General features: G+C 45.7%; 12 protein-coding genes. 1 reads left to right on the top strand and 11 read right to left on the bottom strand.

The window, feature by feature from the left end; translation table 11 throughout:
* Positions 1-28 precede the first annotated feature (28 nt).
* The 11 genes from DKT75_RS19495 to DKT75_RS19445 all read right to left on the bottom strand — a co-directional run bounded on the left by DKT75_RS19495 (position 29) and on the right by DKT75_RS19445 (position 24,990).
* Positions 29-8,485 carry a GH36-type glycosyl hydrolase domain-containing protein gene (locus DKT75_RS19495; RefSeq protein WP_109825956.1) on the bottom strand — a complete coding sequence of 2,819 codons (8,457 nt, stop codon included), beginning with the start codon at positions 8,483-8,485 and terminating at the stop codon, positions 29-31.
* Positions 8,482-9,576, bottom strand: a complete 1,095-nt coding sequence (locus tag DKT75_RS19490; protein WP_109825954.1) for a universal stress protein — start codon at positions 9,574-9,576, stop codon at positions 8,482-8,484. Before DKT75_RS19490 ends, DKT75_RS19495 begins: the two co-directional genes overlap by 4 nt.
* A 618-nt stretch (positions 9,577-10,194) precedes the next feature.
* Positions 10,195-12,636: a hypothetical protein gene (locus tag DKT75_RS19485; RefSeq protein ID WP_146201411.1), complete on the bottom strand. Its 2,442-nt coding sequence runs from the start codon at positions 12,634-12,636 to the stop codon at positions 10,195-10,197.
* A gap of 53 nt (positions 12,637-12,689) precedes the next feature.
* On the bottom strand, positions 12,690-14,210 hold the full coding sequence (locus DKT75_RS19480) for an NAD(P)H-hydrate dehydratase (protein WP_109825950.1): 1,521 nt from the start codon (positions 14,208-14,210) through the stop codon (positions 12,690-12,692).
* Positions 14,211-14,212: 2 nt separating this feature from the next.
* Complete coding sequence (locus DKT75_RS19475; RefSeq protein ID WP_211665498.1) at positions 14,213-15,610, bottom strand: NAD(P)(+) transhydrogenase (Re/Si-specific) subunit beta; 1,398 nt, start codon at positions 15,608-15,610, stop codon at positions 14,213-14,215.
* A 7-nt stretch (positions 15,611-15,617) separates the two neighbouring features.
* Complete coding sequence (locus DKT75_RS19470) at positions 15,618-17,150, bottom strand: Re/Si-specific NAD(P)(+) transhydrogenase subunit alpha (protein ID WP_109825948.1); 1,533 nt, start codon at positions 17,148-17,150, stop codon at positions 15,618-15,620.
* 66 nt (positions 17,151-17,216) lie between these two features.
* Positions 17,217-18,254, bottom strand: coding sequence for an alcohol dehydrogenase AdhP (adhP, locus tag DKT75_RS19465; protein WP_109825946.1), 1,038 nt, complete (start codon positions 18,252-18,254; stop codon positions 17,217-17,219).
* Between the two features lie 17 nt (positions 18,255-18,271).
* Positions 18,272-19,663: an NAD-dependent succinate-semialdehyde dehydrogenase gene (locus DKT75_RS19460; protein WP_109825944.1), complete on the bottom strand. Its 1,392-nt coding sequence runs from the start codon at positions 19,661-19,663 to the stop codon at positions 18,272-18,274.
* Between the two features lie 329 nt (positions 19,664-19,992).
* Positions 19,993-21,585, bottom strand: a complete 1,593-nt coding sequence (locus DKT75_RS19455; RefSeq protein WP_109825942.1) for an oleate hydratase — start codon at positions 21,583-21,585, stop codon at positions 19,993-19,995.
* 185 nt (positions 21,586-21,770) lie between these two features.
* A complete protein-coding gene (locus DKT75_RS19450; RefSeq protein WP_109825940.1) occupies positions 21,771-23,357 on the bottom strand; it encodes an oleate hydratase in 1,587 nt (528 codons plus the stop codon).
* A 58-nt stretch (positions 23,358-23,415) separates the two neighbouring features.
* Complete coding sequence (locus DKT75_RS19445) at positions 23,416-24,990, bottom strand: oleate hydratase (RefSeq protein ID WP_109825938.1); 1,575 nt, start codon at positions 24,988-24,990, stop codon at positions 23,416-23,418.
* A gap of 466 nt (positions 24,991-25,456) precedes the next feature.
* Here DKT75_RS19445 and DKT75_RS19440 point away from each other — a divergent pair, with 466 nt between their 5' ends.
* Positions 25,457-25,861 (top strand): hypothetical protein, encoded by a 405-nt coding sequence (locus DKT75_RS19440; protein ID WP_109825936.1) that lies wholly within the window; start codon positions 25,457-25,459, stop codon positions 25,859-25,861.
* Positions 25,862-25,959 lie beyond the last annotated feature (98 nt).

Here is a 25,959-nt window from a genome sequence, read left to right as displayed (position 1 = left end):
TGGCTCTTGTGCGTTAATGACTAACCACTTAAAGAACCACATCAACATCATGGACAGCCCCTGCTTCGCTTAACGGAATAAGAGTTGAGGTAAACAACTCACCATCCAGTCGAACTTCTTTGACGCCATGCCCGGTGCCTGAGGTATTCAATACCTTTATGTTCAAGCGAGTTGGGTTGTCCCCTTGCCCATAAACGGTTGCATTAAACCCTTCCCATGTTGCAGGGATACAAGGGTCAATAGACAAAGAATCGCCAACGCGCCTTAATCCTAAAATAGCCTCACCTCCCAGACGCCATGCCCATGCAGCAGAGCCGGTGTACCAAGTCCATCCACCTCGACCAACATGCGGCGCTACCGATGCAATATCGGCGGCCATCACATAAGGCTCAACCTGATAACGTTCGACCGCTTCGAGTGTGGTGGCGTGCATAATGGGATTAATGTGTTGCAAGATACGCATTGCCTGATCGCCATCACCGAGCTGTGTATAAGCCCAGCCTAGCCAAGTTGCCGCATGGGTATATTGCCCGCCGTTTTCACGGATGCCAGGTGGGTAGCCTTTGATATAACCGGGGTCACGGTGAGTCTTGTTAAACGGCGGGTCTAGTAATAACACCAGACCATCCTGCTCGTTGATGAGTCGACGCTTAGCGGACGCCAGTGCCTGAGCGGTTCTTTCGGGGTTACCTGCGCCTGAGAACATCGCCCAAGATTGGCTAATCGAATCGATTTTGCATTCTTCTGAGCGGGCAGCTCCCCATGGCAATCCATCATCGTCAAACGCACGCACGTACCACTCTCCATCCCAAGCACTCTCCTCAATGGATTGCTTAAGTTTGGTGATACGTACTTGCCAATCGTTGGCCAACTCGGGCTTATCTAATTGCTGACACAGTGAAACAAATTCCTGCATGGCAGCCACTGCAAACCACCCTAACCAGACGCTTTCACCGCGTCCTTCAATACCAATACGACTCATGCCGTCATTCCAGTCGCCACCGCCCATTAGCGGTAAGCCATGCTCACCACTCGTTACGCCTTTTTGCAATGCGCGATGGCAATGCTCAAACAGTGAACCCATTTGTTCGCCCTGAGTAAACTCTGCATAACGGTCACCTTCATTGGCTTGTAACAAAGGAGCACTCAGAAACGGAATTTGCTCATCAAGAATAGCCAGATCACCTGTGGTCTGAATATAGTGAGCTGTTGCATAAGGCAGCCATAGTAAATCATCCGAACAATGAGTACGCACACCGCGATGAGCGGGTGGATGCCACCAATGCAACACGTCGCCTTCTTCAAATTGCGCGCCAGCACACTGTATAAGCAATCCGCGCAACCATCGTGGGTCGGTATGTACTAATGCCATTGCATCTTGAAGCTGATCACGATATCCAATTGCGCCACCCGGTTGATAAAAGCCACAACGTGCTAGTAATCTTGATGAAACCGTCTGATATAATAACCAGCGATTTAACATCACATTCATAGCCGGCTCAGGGGTTTGTACCTCTATCTTGCCTAGCAGATTATCCCAGTGCTTGCCTAGCGCATTGAATGCGACGTCCACTTTGTCTGGACTGTTCCACTCGTCAACAAGCTGCAAAGCATGCTGTCGATCATTGCCTTGCCCAAGTATGAATACAACCTCCGCTTCACTATTGGCTTCAATGTCTATATGCACTTGTATTGCGCCGCAAGGATCATTGCCAGTATCGGCACGGTTCGACAATCCCCAACGTTTCAGTGCGGCAGGAGCTGAACGATCACCTTCATGTCCCAGAAACTCCGTTCGGTCGCTGGTAAAACCATGCACTTCGTGGTTGGTGGCCAGAAAGGCGGTACAGTCCGAAAACTCAGCATTCCAGGTATTACGCGCCAGTAAGGCGTTGTGTGTCACGTCATATTCACTGGCTATAAAGTTCAGCCCAGACTGGCGTGATTCACCCAGAACCCACTCGACATAAAAAGTGGCCGTAATCCGTCGTCTTCGAGACCATGTATTACGCAAGCGAAGTCTTGTGATCTTTAACGGATTTTCGAGCGGTACAAACACTAATAACTGCTGTTCAATCCCGTGGCTATTATGAAGCCACTGTGTGTAACCCGCGCCATGTGCAACTTGATAAGCACTGTCTGTCGGCACTGGTTTGGGCGTCGGACTCCAAATCTCGGCAGTCTCTTCGTCGCGCAAATATAAAATCTCACCTGGGGTATCAAGTACAGGGTCATTGTTCCAAGGTGTTAAGCGGTTTTCAGCACTGTGCAAAAACCAGCTATACCCTAGCCCTGACTCGCTGACCAAGGAGCCAAATTGTGAATTCGCCAATATATTGCACCACGGCGCTGGTGTTTGCTTTCTATCATCAAGGTGGATGACGTATTCGCGGCCATCGGCGGTGAAACCACCTAGGCCATTGTTGAACAATAAATCATCTGGGCATTCCAGTCGTGGTGTTGGGGGTTCCGAACTCCATTGATGCGCGGGTGTAAAGGCAGGCGGTAACTGCCTGCTCTCATGATGTAATGATAATTGTTCAGCAAGTGATCCTGCATTAGCATTCAAAATCACACTTGCTGCAACCTCAAGCAACTGCGCTTCCTGCTGCGAAATCTGCTCAAGGCGAACTAGATGAACACCGCCACGCGCCCCCAGCCAATCCTGCATATCCAGTGTTTGTAAAATAGGATTAAGCGCATTACTTGCATCATCCGCATAACCCGCACTACCGAGCCAAAGCACCACGATATCAACCATCACTCCCCGCTGCTTCCAGAGACGTTGTGCCCGCAGTATCTTAATCAGTAGACTCATTTGTCGACGCGCATCAACACGAAACAATAGGATAGGATAATCACCCGAAACCCCTTGCCCCCAAAGCGTCGTTTGCCCCATCTGATTGTGAGCAACAGTGGATGTATCGCAACGCATAGCCGCATTTGGATACAGCAGTAGAGAAAGTAATTGTTGATAGTGTGGCAAATCTTCTGCGAGGATTTCTAGTCGATGAGCTTCACGACGAGCCTCAGTAATCGCATCTTGCATAATCCAGTCAAGCGCTGGCAGTGTTTGATAGCGACGTGCCATTTCCAATAATCGTTCTTTAGAACCACCAACAAGGGTCATAAATGCGATTCGGGTCTGTGCATAAGGCTGCAACGTGACATCGGCTTCTAACGACATCACTGGATCAAGCACAACGCCCGCCGTATTACTCAAGTGAGGATAATGCTTGTAGCCTTTACCTTCACGACCCAGTAGTTTAAGGCGACTCGTTTCAAAGCGTCCTGCACTCACTGCGGTATCATCAAAAATCAGCGTATGCAGTAGCATAGGGGCTTTTTCATCTGGCTCACGAGGGCGTCTATGAAAAAACAAACCTTGCACATCCTGCAGATATTCACTTTCAATAAAAAGCTTACTAAAGGCGGGATGACGTTGATCTGCAGCAGGCTGTGCTAACACCACTTCAGCAGCACTAGCGACACTCAAGTGCCGTATGCGGTCGGTTTGATTGTGTAAGGTTATTACTCGAATCTCGACATCATCCATCGGTGCAACGGTGGTTTCCATACGCAGCGTAATGCCATTACTATGACGATGTGATTCTACTCGGTGGCTTTCAAACGTCACGGTGGGTGCGTCAGGCTCACCACCAACGGGTTGGCTTGTCGCTGAAAAGTGTTTAGCCGTGTCATTATCTCGCAGATAAATCCAATAGCCTGCATCATCCAGTGTTGTATCAGCTTTCCAGCGTGTGATCGCATACTGTTGCCAATGCAGTCCACCTGCGCCTGACGCGTTAATAATACTACCCAGTCGTCCATTACCCAGTAAATGAGCCTGCGGATGAGTACTTGGCGATTCTGGCTGCCATGACTGCAGATCTGGAATCTTATTTGAAGGTGACAGCTTAGCTTCATCTTTAGCCTCCAATGGTACTTCCAGTGGTGGGTGATGTGGCACACGTTCGTGCAACAGTAAGGCATAACTTTGCACGCGCGGATGCGCATGAAAGCGCCTCACCATGGCCTGGTTACACAGTAAATTATCCAGTGCCGTGAGTATCATGCCTTGATGGTGTGCCATGTATGACTTTACCGCAGACATTTTACGACCTTCTGGTACTCGATCTGGCGTATAGTCAGCCGCCTCATAAAAACCATAATTTCCCATCAGCGATAAATCGGCCAGTGCCATTAAATTCTTTGCGGCATCAGCGGGGACTAGCGGTAAAGCAAGTGCGCTGGCATAAGGTGCAATGACTAGGTTATCTGCAAGGCCACGTTTCAGACCCAGCTCAGGTACTCCAAAGGCTTGATAACTGTAATGATGGTGCAAGTTGATGTGCGCATAGCCAGATTCTGAAATACCCCACGGCACCTTGTGCTGCTTAGCATAAGAACGCTGTACCGCAATGGCTGCTCGCTGGCTAACAGCCAACAAGGTGTCGTGTTGACTGTTTAACAATAATGGCGGCATAAGGTATTCAAACAAGGTACCACCCCATGACAGCAAGACCGTTTTACCAGCTGCTTTGCTAAGGGGGCGTCCTAATGAAAACCAATGCTTTAAGGGAACATCTTCTTTGGCAATGGCAAGAAAACTGGTGACTCGTGCCTCTGAAGCCATCAGGTCATAGTGATGGGTATCCATGCGGTCACTGCTCTGATCATAGCCAATGTAAAATAGGTCCTTTTGATCGTCATATAACACACTAAAGTCCATTGCCATGGCGTCTGCTTCAGCTCGCTCTGCCAGCCTTAGCAACTGCATGCGTAAAATCATTGCATTAGTAGCCGCTTTCTCCAGTGCAGCGTCAAGCGTATCAAGCCAATGACTACTATCAAAAGATAACTGCGGATTTTTTCGTAAACAGGTGATTTCGTCACGCGCCTCAAGACACTGCGCAGGGATAATATTCAGTGGTAGGCCTACAGGTAACAACTCATGTAGGCGCTGGGTAGAATGACTAGGTATAGACGCTGGGCGCTGCGTCATGAGTACAATCCATGGCAACAGTGCATCGCAGTCGTGCTGCATATCCCTAACATGCTCATGAATACGCTCAACCCACAGACGAACATCGCTCATCAAAGTAGTGTCCAGAGCCGCGTTTTCTATGTCGGCCCACTCCACTAGCGTTCGCTCAAATTCTGGTATCGCTACTGTTAGGAAGTGCGTTAGTAAATCTACACCTCCTTTATTTTCTTGGCTGGTAGATTTGGCATCATTAAGCAGTTTATCCACCTGTTCACGTAAGCGCACTGTGAGCCCATCAGCACCTGCGCTAATCAATCGGTCAAGATCCTCTCGAAGAAGACCCAGAGTGTCGGCCAGCCCCTGCCAGCGAATAGCGTTTGACACCGTACTGCTTGCCGCTTCAATGCAGCCTTGCTGCAAGGCAATCAATGCTGCTGCGAGGTTGCCACTATCTACGCTTGAGACGTAGTTAGGCGGTAGAGGATTGAGGTCATGAGTGTTATACCAGTTATAATAATGCCCACGATAACGCTGCAAACGCGAGAGCGTGTCAAAGGTATTCTCAAGACGAGTAGCTAGGTTTGATAGACCAATATAGCCAAGATCGTTGGCAGACAACGTCGATAGCAACAGCATGCCGATATTAGTGGGTGAAGTTCGGTGCGCAGTTGATGGATACGGATCTTCTTGGAAATTATCAGGCGGTAACCAGTGCTCATCAGGCCCGACAAAGGTCTCGAAGAATAACCAGGTTCTGCGCGCGAGATGACGCACAAAGAGAGTTTGAGTTGCACTTAACGTCTGTACTTTTACACTTGGCTTACGACTGATAAACAGCGCAATCTCAGGTGCTAAAAGCCAGATCAGCAGCAGCGGTAAGGCATACGGAAGCGCTGATGGGTTCCAAAATGCCAAGATAGTCACTAGGCATATGGCAATAATAGGCGACGCCTGCATTTCCTGCCAAGTACGTCGTCTTGATCCTTCATCAGCAAAATGAGCCGCGATATTGGAAGCCGTTGTCCATTCTAATAAGTGATGCTTACTCACTTGCAGACGGAACAAGGTGCGTGCAATGGCATCTAGGCTGAGCATGCTTTCATAAGGCAGAAAGACCAGTAATAACACCCAGCGCCCAATACCCGATTTAAGCTTGGTAGGGATCGTCGACCAGTATTTCCAACCCGATAAATGACGGATACCCTGAGATGTTTCAATGCCCAGTCTTAAAAATAGATCAGTTGCGGGGCCAAATGCCGCCAGCAATGTCCACGCGAGCGGACTGGCAGGAAGGAATAGCCAGCCAACAACGAAGAAAGCGAGTAACGCTGGCGGTACGAGGCTACGCCGCATATTGTCGACGATTTTCCAGCGATCAATCAGTGACAGTTTGTTAGTACCCACTCGGCGACGACCCAGCCAAGGCAGCAATTGCCAGTCTCCACGCATCCAGCGGTGCAGTCGATGGGCATAGGCTAAATAGCTCGGTGGATACTCTTCGTACAAAATAACGTCTGTGGCTAATGCGACTCGCGCACTTACGCCTTCTAGCAGATCATGACTTAGCACCGCATTATCAGGTATTTTTCCACCTAGAATTTTACGGAACGCCTCGACATCATAGATGCCTTTACCGACAAAAATGCCTGTACCAAAAAAATCCTGATAGGCATCTGAAACTGCATGACTATAAATATCAATCGCGGTATCTCCCGCATAAAAGCGGGTAAATAATGAGGGCAAGCCAATGTCTGGAGAGATTTCTACACGGGGTTGTATGATGCTGAAACCGGCGATCAGTTGCCCATTAGATGGATCAAAGGTTGCTTTATTTAAAGGATGTTCGAGTATACCAACGAGGCGCGCTGCAGTACCTGAAGGTAGCAAGGTGTCAGTATCCAATGTGATGACATATCGCACCTTATCAAGACTATCTCGTACCCCTTGGTAAACGCCAAAGCTAGTGTCTGAACTTCCTGCGAGCCAGTTATTTAGCTCCTCTAACTTACCGCGTTTACGCTCCCAACCCATCCAGCAATCCTCAGCTTCATTAAACCGTCGTTCACGGTGTAATAAGTGAAACAGGTGCTGTGTGTCTGGTGCGTAGCGCTGGTTGAGTGTCTGAATGCCGTTAACAATAAATTCAATGGCTTGCTCATCACCTTCCTTGTGCTGAGTGGGAGCATCTCTAAAGTCAGTGGCTAATGCAAAGCGTAACTGAGGGTCGGGATTGGAAAGGTAGTGTCGCTCAAGGTTTTGCAACAGATGATTAGATTGTGCGTTATTGTCCAGTAAGGTGGGAATGACAACCAGTGTTTTGCAGCTTTCATCCAAGCCATTGCTAAACTTAATTTTGGGCAAGACACGTGGTTCAACCCATTGTGTGACCAACCAATTAACAACACTTTGCGCTAGGATGCTGGCTGGTAATAGACTGACAAAAAAGGCAATAATCCAAGAAGAGACAACGGCATCGGCCATGTACAGCAAGCTTGCGGGTAAGGCTAAGGCTGCGATGGTGATACTAATAATGCCACTCAGGTAAGTGGCGGTAGCGTGATCTAACAAGCCCAGCCTAACACGCTCATGCCAGTCAGGCTGATAACCAAGAACGGTTGCAAACGTTTTGCGCCCATCATCAATCAACCAATAACCCACATGAGACTCACGCTTGCCCTTGCCTGCTAATGCCTGTTCGACTGCCTGCTTTGCAACATCAACTTCGGTACGTTGACTGCCCCGCGCTAGTTGCTCTACTGCGTTACGGTAACGGTCAATGGTGTCATCATCCATGCGGCTATAAACACCATCAGGATCATTGCGCAGTGTTGACTCAACAACACTTGTCTTATGCACAAACTTCATCCATGAGATTTCAGATAGCAGACGCAATACACTGATACAGCGTGCCACACACTCAGTGTCATCAAGCGACTCAATGGGGACGCCTGCTTGTCCCTGCTTAGATGAAAAAGGTGAATTAACGTCGACGGACAAACGTTCTAGCGCGCTAAACATTTCTTGCAAACATAACAACCGCAGCATACTGGGCAGCGCCCACAGCTCGGCCATGTCAAGTACGGTTACTTTCTGGTAGGCATTGATAAACTCAATAGCTACACCCTCGGTTAGCTTTAATTCGCTGCTGTGTAACAGTGAAACCGCCAGCACATAGACACGGGGTAAGCCGCTATAGTCTGTCTTTTGCAATGCGGGTAACTGAGCATAGAAAGCATCAGGCAAATCTTTTTCGACCTGTTGTGCTGCACGCTTCACAATGTATGCATTGTCGAGCAACCACTCTGCTGCTTTTAGTGCTTTTGGTGCTGGGTACTGTAATTCTTCACGGGTATCTTTCAACCAACTTGGCAGTTGGGATAATTGTTTACGAGCCGCTATCGGTTTAGGATCTTTGGTAATCAAACCATGATCTTTGGCGATATCCTGAGCCGCGCATTCTAGTGAGGTGATACAGCCAGTATCATTAACAACCGTCATGCTGAAGCACGTAAAGGGATACGTGTTTCATCTTGATGTGCTTCTTGGACGTCGCGGTTTTGTCTGGCGCACTCACGTACTATTAACAATGGGATAGCAAGGTGGGAAAACAGATGCGCAGTGACACTTCCACAGGGTTCATTGACTCGGCCACTAATACCATGCGCTGATAGAACAACTAGGTCTGTCTTTTCTTCCCGTGCAATTTGCAGTAATACATCGCGGGCATCCCCCGTCTTTATTAAACGCGCTCGAGCTGATACTTTATGGGTATCTATTTTAGCAAGACAGGCGTCTAGATACGCCTTTGCCGTTACCTCATTGCGCCTGAAAAGCCGTTGTACGAGTTCAGTGTCATTGCTGCAACGTGGACCAGTGTTGACCAACTGGGGAGTCGTAATTATGTGTGCGAGTACCAACTCTGCTTTATGAATTTCAGCTAAGCGTAAAGCAATAGGAAAGGCAGTTTCTGCTTGAACTGAGCCATCAAGTGGTAACAAAATACGAGAATAAGGGACTGTAGTGTTTGCATCTATTCGGTGAGCAGTCGCGGGAATCAATAGCAGAGACCCTGACACCTCTTGTAGGATCTTTACCGCTGTACTGCCAAGTGATGAGGTCGTCACTACTTTATCGCTATGACTGGAAAAAACAGTCAGATCAGTTGGGTGCTCTACACCCCATGAACAGATTTGTTCTATCACCTGTCCTTCTTGCAACTCATAGTCAATGTCTTTCAGCTCAGACCGAGATTCTTCTGCAACTTTACGCAGATAGTCCTGTGCCTCGTTATGACGTATTTTCCAGTCAAAGAGGTCGGCTGGCTTTTCCATGTTATGGTTTTTATTAGTCTCAAACACGTTGAGTAAGGTTATATGTGCATTCCAGCCTTTGGCTAGCGCAATTATATAAGGTAGTGTGTTCTTAGCGTGTTGTGAACGATCTAGGCAAACAAGCAAATTACGAAACTCCGCCCCTACTGAACTATTTAATACAGAATCACTGCATTCGGTGCTCGCAGATAGCAAGCTATTTACCTGCACCTCCGCGTCATCGCTGGGGAATAGTTGTTTTATAATGCGCTGAAACATTATTGCACCTCCAAAGTGGCCATCAATTTCTAGCTATGTCTCATAATTCCCTATATGAACTAGCGTTACTATTGGATGTTGTACCTAATAAAGTGCGTGAAATACTTAGTCCTCAATTATCGTAAGTGCCTTTCAGCAAGCCTGACTTTAGTTATCTTGTTTTCTTTGATTTAGATATCAACAATGACAACGATTACCTAAAGTAGCGTTGATTGTGAGCAGCTATATCGCGTAATAGAGAAACTAATACGATATCCTTGATGCCATGAAACACTCTTCTCAATATAATCAAGAAAGACCATGACACGGCGGTGCTGAAAACTGAGGTATTCAGGGCTAGTAAGAATATTGTGTTGAACACAAGAAGTGATGTTTAAACTGGATGTGATTAGCTTGGCGCTTTACTGAGGAGGTAGTGTGCAATTAAAGTGGTTTAGAAAGCGGGAACATAAAGACATTCCCACTTTCCTACCAGCAAACAACAAATCCGATTATTTTTATTATTTTTCGTTGTGATCCTTACCCCTAAGGATGAATTGCATTATCCACAGTGCCGATGAACGGTATCTGAACCCCGACGAATATGTTTGTTTTTATGCTCAGCTGTTACTTAAGCTGTTATTTGCTTTCAAAGGTCGAATGATCGTCGGTGTACTCCGAGTTTTCGATTTCGGCGTTACTAAAACTGATACCCTCAACAGCGCTATAACTTGCCTGTGTCGTCGCAATGTCATTCCCTTTGTTTTCTGCAACATTACTGATGAATTGAGACTTACTCACTTGGACAATTGATTGGTCGGTATTTGAGATAGCTCCGCCATTTACGCCAGCCGTATTATTAGCAAACAGCGTTGATTTTATATTTGCTTGACTATTCCCTTCTTGAGAGGCGCGAGTGAGTAAGTGAATAGCACCACCGGATGTCCCTGCACTATTATCAACAAACTGTAATTCATCACCGTTGATAACTGAGCCATAGTCTAGGAAAGCAGCCCCTCCTGTGTACTCGGCATGGTTGCCAGAAAACTCAACGTCATTCATTGTGGTAGTCACCGCGATCTTGCTCATCAGTGCCCCACCGTAAAGCGCACTATTGTTCTTAAATTGGGTATTTGTGACGGTGTTGTTTGCTTTACCGATGGCGTACCAAGCACCACCTAACTCTGCGTAATTATTGTGAAATGTGCTATTAGCGATAGTGATGTTGTAACCACCTTTAGAGTGTCCACCAAAACTATTATCCCAGGTTCTTAATGCGGTAGTTAAAGCGCCACCACGGTTATCAAGTAATGTGCCATCAGCATAACCACCCGTGATTGTGAGGCCGTCTATTACCGTATTGTCGAGTGCTGAAACAACGTGATAACTGTTATCTGTCGCAAGTGTTTTATTACCAATATTACCGTCTAAAATAGTTGGGTATAAACCCACACTGCGTTGCTCTAGTTTGCTTTCAATGCCTTTAAACCCGCCATAGATTTCAACATCATCACGCAAAATAAAGGTCGACTTTCTCCCTAGTGTTTCGTTAGGGAAATAACTTCCTTCAGCAATCCATACTTGAGCGCCTGTCTGGTAAGCCAGATCAATACCGTTTTGTAGTGTGTTGAACGCAGTCTTCCAGCCTTTACCATTAACACCAGACTTAGCATCCCCATCGACATAAACGACTGTCTGCCCCGAGGCTACTTTGTCTAGTTTTGAAACGACTAAGCCGTCATTAGTAACGGGTAGCCACCAGTTTGCTACTTTAAAGTTGTTACGAAGGTCTTTACCAGAGAGTGACTCATTCCAGCCCCAAGCACTGGCACTGAGTTGTTTATTCTTGACTTCATACTTGCCCGATAAATTGGGAGCAATTTGAATAACATTATCACCGACCCAACCCGTGCCTTTATCCAGCGTGCTGTTATTTAAAAATATCCAGTCGCCATGAAACGTTTCAAAGCTATCTTCGGCCAGATCAGATTTGTTATTCCAGATCACTGAATGACTAACATAAGGAACAGCGGCTGGACCTGACCCGAGGTAGATTGCAGGGCCTAAGTCTGTCGAGTGGTTATTAACAATCGTTGCATTTAAAACAACCGCTGTTTTACTACCATCGAGTGCTATTGCTGAGCCGGTGTAGGCTTTATTTTCAGCGAACAACACATTATAAAATTGTGGGTCAGCGTCGTAGTCACTATAAATTGCGCCACCTTTTGTGGCACTAATGTTACCGAAAAATTTGCCATCTATAAAAACGGGTGAGCTAACTAGGTCAACGTAAACACCACCGCCACGGCTGTCGGCAACGTTATTAATAAAGTCGACATTAGTGAAGGTCGGTGAGTCAAAAACGGTACCGGCTGCTGGCGGTATTTCAGTGTCAGGGTAAGTCATAATGTAAGCACCTGCCCCCTTGTCACCTTTGTTATCTTTGATGATGCAGTTGCTGACATCCATACTGGCTTTGTAGAAAGCGATGCCAATACCGGTATTGTTATTTAAACCACTCACGATAGCGGTTGGTGATGATTGCTTATGTAGTGCCTCACCTGCTGTAGAGCCTTGACCACCACTGATGGTAAACCCATCCAGATAAGCATGAGTAGCAGCGATAACGACGTGATAGCTGTTATCGCTATTAAGCGCTTTGTCACCAATATTGCCACTTAAGACTGTGAGGTTTTGATTCCAGTTGCGAGTATCACGTAGCGTTTCTTTTCCGGTAAAACCACCGTATACCGCTACATTTTCTTTCATTTGAAATGAAATGCTGCGATCTGTGCCATCAGTAGGATAGTAAGTCCCCTTAGCGACCCAAACTTCTCCACCGCTAATAGCGGCTTTATCAATCGCACTTTGTACGGTAGAAAATGCTGTTTCCCAGTTGTTACCGTCTTCAACATCGGTGATATTAGTTAAATCGACATAGAAGATTTTCTTAGTGGTGACATCACTGGTGCTAGTGTTGCTTTTGTGAGTGCCGGCTTTAGCTGAATTAATAGAACTTACGTCATCAGAGCACCCGCTCAGTGCGAGTATCATCGCTAATGACAGCATTAATTTGTTCACTTTATTTCTCCAATAAAAGACACTTTTTGTCTAATCAGCAAAGTCAGGACTAATTATTCTGCTGCCTCAAATGAGGCTTTGAGCTTTTGTAAAACAGCTGGAAGTGTATTTGGTAAGTCTTCTGCGATAAGGCCAAGGCCAAACTCGGTTGCAGCCTCGCCATGTAACCAGACTGCTGCGGCCGCAGCTTCAAAAGGCGGCATACCTTGGGCCAACAGCGCGGCTGTAAATCCTGTCAGTACATCACCGCTGCCACCCGTTGCAAGCTGTGGTGGGGCATTTGAGTTAATAATGGCACGGCCATCTGGCGCTGCAATCACGGTATCTGCACCCTTTAGTACAATCACTGCATTACTTTGTCTGGCGGCACTTCTAGCGCAATCCAGTTTGTCGCCATCAAAATCAAACAGACGGTTAAATTCACCGGTATGAGGTGTTAAAACACACTGTCCTCTAATGGCGTTAAATAGTTGTTTAGGGTCATCGGCAAAGACACTCAAGGCGTCAGCATCAAGCACCACTGCCCGCTTTGTAGCTAAGGCTGAGAGTACATATTGTTTCGTATTGTCATTAACACCGGCGCCAGGGCCAATAGCAATGACGTTGCGACGAACATCTAGCAGTAATTCGTTAAAGTCTTCAACGTTATCGATACTACGCACAATGGCACTAAGTAGTGAGGTAGCATAAATACTCCATACTTTGGCAGGCGCTGCCACGGTGATTATTCCAGCACCTGCTCTACCTGCCGCCATCGCAGTCATTCGACTAGCGCCAGTCATACTTTCACCGCCTAGCACTAACACTTCACCGCGTTGGTATTTGTAATTTTCTGCTCTTGGCCAGGGGTACTTAGCCATCCATAATTGCGGATTGTTTTCCCATGTTTTGTGATCATGTTTCGTCGGTAACTCATGAAGTAATGAGTCAGGTATTCCGATATCTGCCAAAACAACGTCACCACAAATGCGTCTTGCAGGGTAAAGCAGATGCGCTGGTTTTTTACGAAAAAAAGTAACGGTAAGGTCTGCGACTGCGGCACGCCCCAAAACTTTGCCAGTAGACCCATCAATACCACTAGGCACATCGATAGCACATACCGGTATGAGGCTTTTCTTGAGCGCTTTTATAATGTTCAGCGCATCGCTACTGATTGGGCGTGATAGACCAGCACCAAAGATTGCGTCAATCACAATCTCAGCGTTATAGAGGCATTTTTGGGAAAATGGCTCAATCGTGTCATTCCATATTTTTGCAGCTTTAGCGGCATCGCCTTTGAGGCCTTTTGATGAGCCAAGTAATGCAAGGGTCACCGGCCAGCCAGCAGTGCGTAAAACACTGGCTGCGATAAAGCCATCACCGCCATTATTACCGGGCCCACACAGCACGGTTATAGGGCGAATAGACCAACGGGCAATGATGGCTTCCGCGACTGCTGCACCCGCAGCTTGCATAAGCTCAAATCCATCAATGCCTTTGGTAATGGCTAACTGATCAACAGTCTGTGTTTCAGCGTTAGTCAGCAGTCTAAAGATTGAACAAGGTGTATCCAGTGATTTAGCTTTAACGGACATATTTACAGGGCTCCAACAACTGCAGTAAGGGTTTCTTTAGCATCACCAAATAACATGCGTGTATTGTCTTTGAAGAACAGTGGGTTCTGTACACCCGCGTAACCTGTTGCCATGGATCTTTTAAGCACGATAGATGTTTTGCCTTTCCAGCACTCTAAAACAGGCATGCCAGCAATGGGGCTGTCAGGGTTATCTAATGCCGATGGGTTAACGATATCATTTGCACCGATAACCAGAGAAACATCAACCTGTGGAAAGTCTTCATTCACTTCATCTAGCTCAAACACAATGTCATAGGGGATTTTTGCTTCAGCTAATAATATATTCATTTGTCCCGGCATACGACCTGCAACGGGATGAATACCGAAACGAACGTTAACGCCTTTCGCGGTTAACGCACTGGTGAGCTCAGCGACAACTAGCTGCGCTTTTGCAACGGCCATTCCGTAACCAGGAATGATCATGACTTCTTTGGCATCTAGCAGTAGTTCAGCGGTTTCGTTAGCGTTAATGGTAATGACTTCGCCCTGCTCGCTATCATCCACAGCAACAGCCTTACTTTTGCTGCCACCAAAACCACCTGCGATGACAGACAGGAACTTCCTATTCATCGCTTGGCACATGATGTAGCTTAAAATAGCACCGCTTGAGCCCACTAACGCACCCGTGACAATCAACAAATCATTGTTCAACATGAAGCCAGTGACTGCCGCAGCCCAGCCCGAGTAGCTGTTTAACATAGAGATTACTACTGGCATATCGGCACCGCCAATCGCCATCACCATGTGAACACCAAAGACCAATGCAATCAGCGCCATAATCGATAGCGGCAACATGCCACCACCCGCAGCAGACTGAGCAACAAATAGGTAGCCTAGAAAAATAACAGCAACCAATAAGCCGAGGTTAAACAGGTGACGACCCGGCAAAGTCAGCGGCTTGCTACCTATGCGTCCAGAGAGCTTGCCAAACGCAACTACTGAGCCTGAGAACGTCACAGCCCCTATCAGCACCCCAAGGTAGGTTTCGATGTCGTGAATGGTTAACGCAACACCGGTGTGAGTCGCTGCGCTATCGGCAAAATTGGCATAACCCACCATCACTGCTGCTAGACCAATGAGGCTGTGTAAGCTAGCAATAAGCTCAGGCATCGCCGTCATTTGTACTCGCTTAGCAACGACTAAGCCGATACTGCCGCCGACGACTAATGCCAACATTAATTCAACGTAGTTTTTACTGACAACGCCAAGCACAGTTGCGAGTAACGCGATAACCATGCCCGAGATTCCAAACCAGTTACCGCGTCGAGCTGTTTCCTGATTGGATAGACCACTTAGCGCTATTATAAAAAGAATCATGGCCGCGATGTAGGCCATGCTTATGAGACCAGTGCTAATCATGACAACCTCACTTACGGAACATGTTGAGCATGCGATGAGTGACCGCAAAGCCACCAACCATGTTAATGCCCGTGATTAATAGGGTGAAAACAGCTATCCATTTTATGGTGTTGTCTTCCGAGCTAATTTGTATCAGAGCACCAATTACAATGATGCTAGAAATAGCGTTGGTGACGCTCATTAGGGGTGTATGCAACGACGGAGATACATTCCAAATGACGGTGTAACCGATGAAACAAGCGAGCACGAACACCGTAAAGTGCGCCATGAAATCCGCTGGCGCGACAGAGCCGACGGCAAGTAAAGCGACGGCAGCAATGGCGGCTCCAATGATTGCTCCTGTAGGTGACTTCTTTTTCTCAGCAACAATTGGCGCTGGAGCGACTACAGGTTTTTTCGGTTTCACAGATAGCGTGGGTGCTGGTGGCGGCCATGTTATTTTTCCTTCTTTACAGATCACTGCCCCTCGTACTACTTGATCTTCCATATTGACCACGACTTCACCGTCTTTTTGCGGCGTCATGTCATGTAGTAAGTGGCGAAGGTTGGTGCCATAGAGTTGGCTGGACTGAGCAGCCATACGACTAGGCAAGTCGGTATAAGCAATAATCGATACGCCGTGTTTTACTGTCACTTCGCCGGGTACAGCCAGTTCACAATTACCACCCTGTTCAGCCGCAAGATCGACGATCACACTCCCTTGCTTCATTGATTTAACCATCTCGGCCGTAATCAACTTAGGTGCGGGTTTACCGGGAATTAGTGCAGTAGTAACAATAATGTCGACGTCTTTAGCTTGTTTAGCGAATAAGGCCATTTCAGCTTGAATGAACTCGTCACTCATTACCTTGGCATAACCACCTTCACCAGAGCCGCCTTCATTCTTAAAGTCGAGCATCAAAAACTCGGCATCGAGACTTTCAATTTGTTCTTTTACTTCTGGGCGGGTATCAAATGAGCGAACAATCGCCCCCATACTTTTTGCTGTCCCTATTGCCGATAAGCCTGCTACGCCAGCGCCAATAACCAATACTTTTGCTGGTGACACTTTGCCTGCTGCGGTGATCTGTCCAGCGAAGAACCGACCAAAATGTTCTGCGGCTTCAATAATTGCGCGGTAGCCTGAGATATTAGCCATGGAGCTTCGAGCATCCATTTTTTGGGCGCGTGAAATACGAGGAACACTATCCATTGCGATAGCAGTGACCTCAAGCTCAGAGAGTTTATTGAGTAGTTCTGGTGCTTGTGCTGGCCAGAGGAAGCAAATGAGTATCTGTCCAGAATGGAGTAATGAAACTTCATCAGCTTCAGGTGCTTGCACTTTAAGGATGATGTCTGACTTTGCCCAAAGGTCTTTTGCTGACTCGATGATTTCACAGCCTGCAGCGATATAAGCCGCATCGGTATAACTGGCTTCAGCCCCTGCTCCAGCTTCTACTGACACAGTGAAGCCTAGTTTTAATAGTTGGGTGGCTACATCGGGTGTCGTTGCGACACGTCGTTCGCCCTTATGAGTTTCCTTCGGTACACCGATTTTCATAGTGATGTCCTTTATCTATTACGTCACACGGGATCACCTCCCGCATGACGCATTATGGGTAGTTAACTATTTGCTAAAATCGATAACAACACGTGCCGCAACTTCACCTTTCTCTAAACGGTTAAAGATGTCATTGATAGCCGTCAATGGTTGTAGCTCGATGTCAGCTTTAACCTTGCCTTCCGCAGCAAAGGCTAGTGCTTCGGCCATGTCTTTACGGTTACCAACAAACGAGCCACGTACCGTGATGCAATTGGCGACCACGTCAAACAACGGAGTAGGAAACTCACCCGGTGGCAAACCAACAAGTACACAGGTACCGTGCTTACGCGTCATAGAAACGCCCTGTTCAAATGCCGGTAGTGATGGTGCTGTAATTAACACACCATGTGCGCCACCATCAGTCAGTTGCTTAACCACTTCTGCTGTTTTGTCACCTTCAGTTTTTGCATTAACGACGACATCAGCGCCATTTGTTTTAGCATGTTCAAGCTTGCTATCATCAATATCCACCGCGCAGACTTTTAAGCCCATCGCTTTAGCATATTGAATTGCTAAATGACCTAGACCACCACAACCAGAAATCGCAATCCATTGACCCGGTTTTGCCGCTGTTTCTTTAATACCTTTGTAAGTAGTGATACCTGCACAAATGATTGGAGCTGCATCAATGGCTGATAAACCATCTGGAATGTGAGCCACATAATCTGGGTCAGCAATGATGTACTCGGCAAAACCACCATTTTTGGTATAACCACCAAACTCAGCTTCACCACATACTGGCTCTTGTGCACTTAAGCAAAACTCACAGTGACCACACGCTGAGTAAAGCCATGGCACACCGACACGGTCGCCGACTTTCACCGATGTAACACCTGCGCCGATCTCAGTAACAAGACCAATACCTTCATGTCCTGGTGTAAATGGTGGTGTTGGTTTTAATGGCCAGTCTCCATGTGCTGCGTGAAGGTCTGTGTGGCATACACCACAGGCTTCTGTTTTAACCAAAATTTGGCCAGCGCCCGGAGAAGGAATATCTAATTCAACGATTGCTAATGGTTTACCGAATGCTTCAACCACTGCTGCTTGCATTTTGTTTGTCATAATAATGTCCTCTTAAATTAGAATGGTGCGTCAATATCAACAACATCGATTAGCTTGTGATTCACAAACTCTTTGATACCAAGACCGAGTAACTCACGGCCATAACCTGAGTGACGAATGCCACCAAACGGTAAGTCAGCTTTCACCATGGTTGGGTGATTAACGAATACCATTCCTGTAGAGATTTTCTTCGCTACTTCGGCACCATGACGAGGGTCAGAAGTAAATACTGAGCCGCCCAAACCAAACGGTGAGTCATTGGCGATACGGATGGCATCTTCTTCATCTTTTGCCCGGAATATCATCGAGACGGGCCCGAAAAACTCCCAGTTACGTGCAGGACTCTTTTCACTAATATTGGTTAGAATAGTAGGCTGTACAAAAGCCCCTTGGCTTGGCACTTGAGGGCCTACTTCTGTCGCCGTAGCGCCCATTTCAGCCGCTTCACGAATCTTTAACTTAAGATCATCGGCTGCACTTTGAGATGACAAAGGTGCTAGCGTGGTTTCTGAATCAAACGGGTCGCCTGCTTTCAGGTTGGCTACGCCCTCGGTATAGAGCTCAAGAAATTTATCGTATATCTCATCAGCAATGATCATTCGCTTAGAGGAAACGCACACCTGACCGCCGTTCCAGTGACGTCCGAAGACTGCCCAATTAACGGTTTTTTCTAAGTCGGCATCGGCGAGTACAACAAACGCATCTGCACCGCCGAGTTCTAGTGTTGATTTCTTAAGTGCCTTGCCTGCTGTCGATGCAATGACCGAACCCGCACCTTCTGAGCCTGTTAAAGCAACACCACGTACTAACGGATGATTGATAATTAACTCAGTTTGAGAATGTTTGGCGTATAGGTTTTGGAAGACACCTTTTGGCAACCCAGCATCAAGCATCAGTTTTTCGCAAGCCGCTGAGCTTTGCGGAACAATCCCCGCATGCTTTAGAAGCATCGCGTTCCCCGCTGATAATTGCGGTGCAATGATACGAGCGACTTGATAGTACGGAAAGTTCCAAGGCTCAACCGCTAGCAGAACACCGAGAGGGTCATGAACGATAACCGCTTCACCTTCAGCGGAGTCAGCAACCTCAAGTTTGTCTGGTGCTAGCAACTTCTCAGCATTGTTAGCGTAGTACTCAAAAATAGCAGCAGATAACTCGACTTCGGCTTCTGCCTCAGGTGTTAGCTTGCCCATTTCAAGTGTTAATAATTTGGCGTAACCAGCAACGTCTTTGCGTAGTAAATCAGCTGCGTTTTGCATGATTTTGGCGCGTTCAGCAAATGAGGTCTTTCTCCAAGAAAGGAATGCCGTATTAGCATCTTCAATTGCCTGAATTACTTCAGAGTCAGTGGCGTCAGTAAACGTCTGTAAAACTTCACCGGTGTACGGATTTGTTGTTGCGTAACTCATTTCAATATCCTGTTAAATAGATGTCTTTCAACATTATTAAGAACGACTTTGGTGGGTATTTATGCGATATGTTTAGCGTCACAAAATATCTCCAACACGGACTAGATAATCACTCATAGCGTCGCGGCTTACTATTCGGTGTTGTGCGTAATAGGATTGTGGAAAGTACTTAGTTTTGGCTGTTTAGCTGCGCTTATTAATAACTTTTAATGACGACCAGGCTGTCTGAAATGCAAAATGCCAGTGCTAAGACAAATGTCCTAGTTCACTGGCATTCGAACGATAAAAGCTTAAGAGAAAGCTAAGTTGTTATAGGGGCTAAAGCTTCATTAGTTGCTAATGGCTTTAAGTGCTTCAATTAAATGCTTCGGATGGTGTGTAGGTTCGTACATAGGGTGTACTTCCTTATCTGTATCAAACAGTCCATAAACGGCCATTTGAGCGGTTCTCACCGAGTATTCAACCGTAAACACGCAATCTTTAGGTGCTTCAGCAAACTGCCCTAAAAAGGCGAAGTTTGTAGAGCCAGCGGGAACGACATCAGGTCTGTCACCCGCTAGTCTCGGCATAAAGAGGCTATCAATAAACGGCATAGAAACAGGAATACAGTTGACCTTCCCTGCGGCTGTTACTGGCTTCATTAAGTCTTGAATATTCAAGTGGTAATACAGCTCTTCCAGCATTTCTGCACCAGTACATTCCGCCATCGTTTTGTAGACATGGTTACCTTTGCGATCGGGGTATAAGCCATATCCCCAAAAGACTTTGACGTCAGCATCTTGGTTAGGAAAATGTGGTTGTCGAGCGATTACAATCGACATCAACCAGTTAGAGTCAGTAAGTGTTACTAAGCCACCTGTACCGTCAACATTACCGGAGAAGTTTTCCATGTAATCGTGGAAGGTGCTGTCTTTCATGGTTGCAGTAAATGAGTACCATTTTTGTAAATCAACATTGTCACAGAACGGTGCTGGGTTACCAAAGGACGGGTCTTTTGCTGCGATCTTTTTCCAGAGCTTCCAAGAGCCTGATTCTTCAATCCCTTTTAATTTTGCGTGAGTATTGAAGGTGCCGTTATCCGTGCTTTCAGTGATTGAGCCATTAGTGAAAAATACATAGTCATTCTCCCCAAGTACGATCTCAGAGCCATCTTTCATAAGTAGAACAGTGGCGGTTACTTTGTCAGCGGATAAGTTGAAATCGATATCGATGACTTCCCTACCCATATCAAAATGAACACCTTTGCTTTCAAGGTATCGTTTCATCGGTCTAACCACCGAGTCGTATTGGTTATACTTGGTACGCATTACGCCGCCCAATTTGTATAGCCCTTGGACAAGGTGTATGAAGCGTTTCATGTAGCGTCTCATTTCAGCAAGACTGCTCCACTTCTGGAAAGCAAACATAGAGGTCCAGATATACCAAAAGTTGGTTTCAAAGAAATCTTGGTCAAACCAGTCTTCTATGCGCTTATCGCCTAAGGACTTTTCAGACATATAGGTGAGTTTGATGAAGTCCTTTTGTTGAGCTAAGGATAAGCCATAGGATGATACATCGAGCTTCTTGCCGTCTTTTAATAGTCTAGCTTGACCGTTAGAGACAAAACGCTCATTAAACTCATAGGACTCGTCACGAACCGACACGTTAGGGTCTTCTAACGAAGGAATGTGAGAAAGTAGTTCCCAATAGCACTCGTAATGCATCTCGTGCATTCTGCCACCCCGAACCACAAAGCCTTTCTCGTTATCACCAGCACCGTCGGTAGCGCCACCAGCGATCATATCTTTTTCTAAAATATGAATGTTCTCACCAGGAACGCCTGCATCTTTTTCTAAATAGAAAGCACTGGCCAGACCAGCTATTCCACTACCGATTAGGTATACATGTGCATCTTTTGGGTTTTTGGAGTGTGTATTTTTCATGTCAGATATTCCAATAACGATTGTTTATTTTAGGCTTTAGAAGCGCCTCATCATGGAATTTATTGTTACGCAAAAACGTTGGGGATTTAATTCGGGAATGTGCTTAGGTACCTGTGGAAAGTACTTAGTTATCGGGCAAAATTAATCCCCAAGAAAAGTAGCGCTTTCCTTGAGGATTAGTTGGTTTATTTCAACGTTCTGAGGGCTGCTTCAAGATTAACTTTTAAGCTTTTATCATGACGTGTAATAGGCGGTATTTCTTTATCAATACCCAGTAACTCATAAACCGCCATTTGTGCCGCACGAACAGAATACTCAACCGTAAAAACACAGTCGTTTTCTATCTCTACAAACTGACTGACAAAGGCCAAGTTTCTAGACGTTTTAGGCACAGGCAACGGGCGATCAGTGTTGCTACGTGGCATAAACATACTGGTGATATACGGCATTCTGCAAGGGATACAGTTCGCTGTTGTAAACACTTTATCCTTATCAAAACGAAGGTGGCCACAAACCTCCTGAAGAATCTCCTTACCATTACAGTCAGTCATGGACTTATTAACGAAGTCTCCAATGCGATCTGGTCGTAAAGAATATCCCCAAAATACTTGTATCCCCTCTGGTTGATCTGGGTAGCGTAGCTGGTGTTTTAATACAATTGACAATAACCAATTTGAATCCTTAAAAGTGACTAAAGCCCCTGTACCGTGTTTGTTTCCAGTCAGCTCTTCCATTTGTTTGAAAAACTCGGGGTCTTCTAAAGTGACTACAAACGACTCCCAGTTAGACTCTGGAATACTGGAATTAAACACAGCAGGATTACCAAATTCCGGACGTCCTTCTGCCAGTTTTTCCCATAGAACCCAGCCTTTGCTATCTTCTTTAGTCAAGTGCTGAGGTGGATTAGTCATTGAGCCAAGACTAGATGCATCGCCCATTGACGCATTTTGGAAGAAGACAAGGTCATTCTTACCTACTAGAACCGTGTCAGTCTTGCCTTCAGCCGTGTATTCAAGTTTGTTTACAGTCCACTTGCCGTCATCATCCTGTATAAGGTTTAGGTCTGTCACGGTGTGCTCGTTTAAAAACGTCACTCCCTTTTCAGATAACCACGCTTCAAGAGGTCGGACAATCGAATCGTATTCGTTATAAACCGTGCGTGAAATTCCACTCATCGTTGAAATTTCAGTAAACTGGAATAAGAAACGGTGCATATAACGCTTGAACTCTACCGCGCTGTGCCAAGGCTCAAAGGCAAATGAGGTGATCCACATATACCAGAAATTTGTTTCTAATAGCTCTGGTGACAGCCAATCAGTGATTCTGTCATTACCTAGCTTTTCTTCACTCGTTTCCAGTAGCCTAAGCAACTCAAGCCGGTTATGCATTGAGAGACCTAATGAAGATAGGTCTGGAACTGCACGGTTTTTGTTGATAATCCGTGCGTGAGCATCCGTTTTGACTATTTTATTAAACTCGACCGTTTCATCAAATACTGACTTGGTAGGGTCAGTCAGAGATGGAATTGTTTTTAATAGTGACCACATGCACTCATAAATGTCGGCGCACAACATACGCCCTCCACGCATAGAGTACCCGTCTTCGGGAGTGCCCGCTGCATCAAGAACGCCACCTACCACAGGTAGCGCTTCATAAATCGTTATGTTTTCGCCTGGAACACCACCATCGCGGATCATAAATGCTGCAGCCGCCATGGAGCCAATACCGCCACCCACTAAATAGGCTTGAATATCTTTGTTGTTTGTATTCATGGTTTATCCCTCACATACATTATCAATGATTTAAATTGAACATTAATCATGTCGCTGCCTATTTAAATGCTTTGATAACCGCATCTATATTCACTTTAAGTGATTTATCATGGCGTGAGATTTCAGGGATTTCTCGATCTATTCCTAACAATTGGTAAACAGCCATTTGCGCTGCACGCACTGAGTACTCAACGGTGAACACAACATCATCAGTCACTTCAACAAACTGACTCACTAGCGCTAGGTTTGTTGAGTTAGTTGGAACGGGTAAAGGACGGTCAGACAGTTTTCGTGGCATAAACATGCTGGTGATGTAAGGCAGGCGGCATGGAATGCAGTTAGCTGCTGAAAAAGTCTCATCCATATCAAAATTTAGATGCCCACAAAGCTCTTGAAGTATCTCTTCGCCTGAGCACTCTGATATTGGTTTCGCAACAAAGTCACCGATACGGTTTGGATGTAATGCGTAACCCCATAAGATTTGGACATCAGAAGGCTGATTGATGAAGTGTGGTTGGTGATATAAAACAACAGACATTAACCAATTCGAGTCTTTGAATGTCACTAAACCACCAGTACCGGCTTTGTTACCAGTGAAGGCTTCCATTTGGTCAAAGAACGATGTGTCTTTTAGCGTAGCTGTAAATGAGTGCCAGTAAGACTCAGGGATGCTTGAGTTAAATACTGCAGGGTTACCAAACTCTGGGCGACCTTTTGCTAATTTTTCCCAAAGCTTCCAGCCACCGCTTTCAACTTTCGTTAAATGTTTAGGAGGACTAGTCATTGTTCCAAGGCTTGTTGCATCGGTCATTGAACCATTTTGGAAGAAAACGAGGTCATCAGCATCAACCGCGACAGTTTCTTCTACACCCGCACGGTTTAATGTAATACCAGTAACCGTGTGCTGTGTGGTGTTTGGAGCGAGTATCAAGTCGGTGACGGTACACTCTTGCTGAAATTGCACACCTTGGCCTTCTAACCATTTAATAAGTGGGAGAGCCATTGCATCAAATTGATTATAAACAGTTCTTTTTACACCCGCGAGAGTTTCAATACGTGTGAACTCTTTCATAAATCGGTGTAGGTAGCGTTTAAACTCTACCGCGCTGTGCCAAGGTTGGAAGGCAAAAGTGGTTTGCCACATAAACCAAAAATTAGTAGTGAAAAACTCAGGTGATAACCAATCGGTGATAACGCTTGTCCCTAGCTTTTCTTCACTAGCTTCAGTCAGTTTGACGAGCTCCAAGCGATCTTGCATGGTGAAACCCATGGTTGATACATCAATAATATGGCGGCTCTTATCGACTAGTCGTGCTTTAGAGTCAGCTTTGACGCGCTTATTAAACTTGATAATTTCTTCATAAACAGTTGTATCAGGGTCAGACAGTGTTGGAATAGTCTTGAACAAATCCCAGGTACACTCGTAATTGTCTGTCGTAAGCATACGGCCACCACGCATTGTGTAGCCACTCTCTGCATTTCCTGCGGCATCTAAGCTTCCACCAAGGACAGGTAACGATTCATAAATGGTGATGTTTTTACCGGCCATGTCACCGTCACGAATCATAAATGCTGCAGCTGACAAAGAGCCAATACCTGCACCCACTAAATATGCTTTCTTATCAATAGTCATTGTTTCTACCTTCGTTTAAATTGTAACTTTATTTTTGATACAAGGTTTCAAAGAACCTGAACATGTGAACCATGATCTATTGAAAAGCGTGACAATTTAATTCGGAGATGTGCGTAGGCGCTCTGTGGAAACTACTTAGTTATTGTCGTTTTATGAGCCGAAAAGAGTATTTTCAATGGTTTAGTGGTGTTTTTTTCTAAAAAGTCTGTGACTATCGAGAAATGTAAGCATGTTTTTCGTATTAATAATGTGCTTCAAGGATAGCTTTGGGGCTGTCATTAGCACTGTTCATGCTCGTTTGGTTTTGTACTACTGATGCTAGCTACATGATTGTGTTAAGTACGTACTACCCTACGCATATCTACTAATTAAAAACCTTATAACCAAGCCATATAATCTTCCTAACGCCTTATTTACATCTGTAGTAGAAGTCGTATTTGAAAATTTATATACATAAGGATTTATTATGAAAAAGATTATAACGATCATGTGTCTTGTTGCTGTGTCAGGCCTAACAGCATGTACTCAATATCAAAGTTTGAAGCATGAGAAGCAAAAAGAACAAATGATAGAGAACTCAATCAATGCGACAGATCCAAGTGAGCGAGCTTTAATTATTACAACTAAGATGGTTGAAGTGCTGTCTTTGAATGAAGTACAAAAAGTGAAGGTCATGATGATCAATGAAGACTTTTCGACTCGATACAATATCTTGGCAGAGTCTACAAACCCTAAACTAAATAAACGTGAAGAGTTTATAAAACTAACGAATGAAAAAGATATTGAATTGAAAAAGGTCTTAAACAACGCCCAAATAACGAAGTGGCATGCTGTTAGTGCAGAGTTTTGGGAAGAGTACCGTATTGTTTAGTCAGGTATATTAGTCAATACACACCAGTTTTCTGGTGTGTATTTTTTTAGGTGCCTCAAAGAAGTTTGCTGTCGATCAATCCAGTTTAACTTTTCAAA

Source organism: Leucothrix arctica, assembly GCF_003172895.1.
Lineage (GTDB): Bacteria > Pseudomonadota > Gammaproteobacteria > Thiotrichales > Thiotrichaceae > Leucothrix > Leucothrix arctica.
This window is presented reverse-complemented; position numbering and strand designations above follow the sequence as displayed.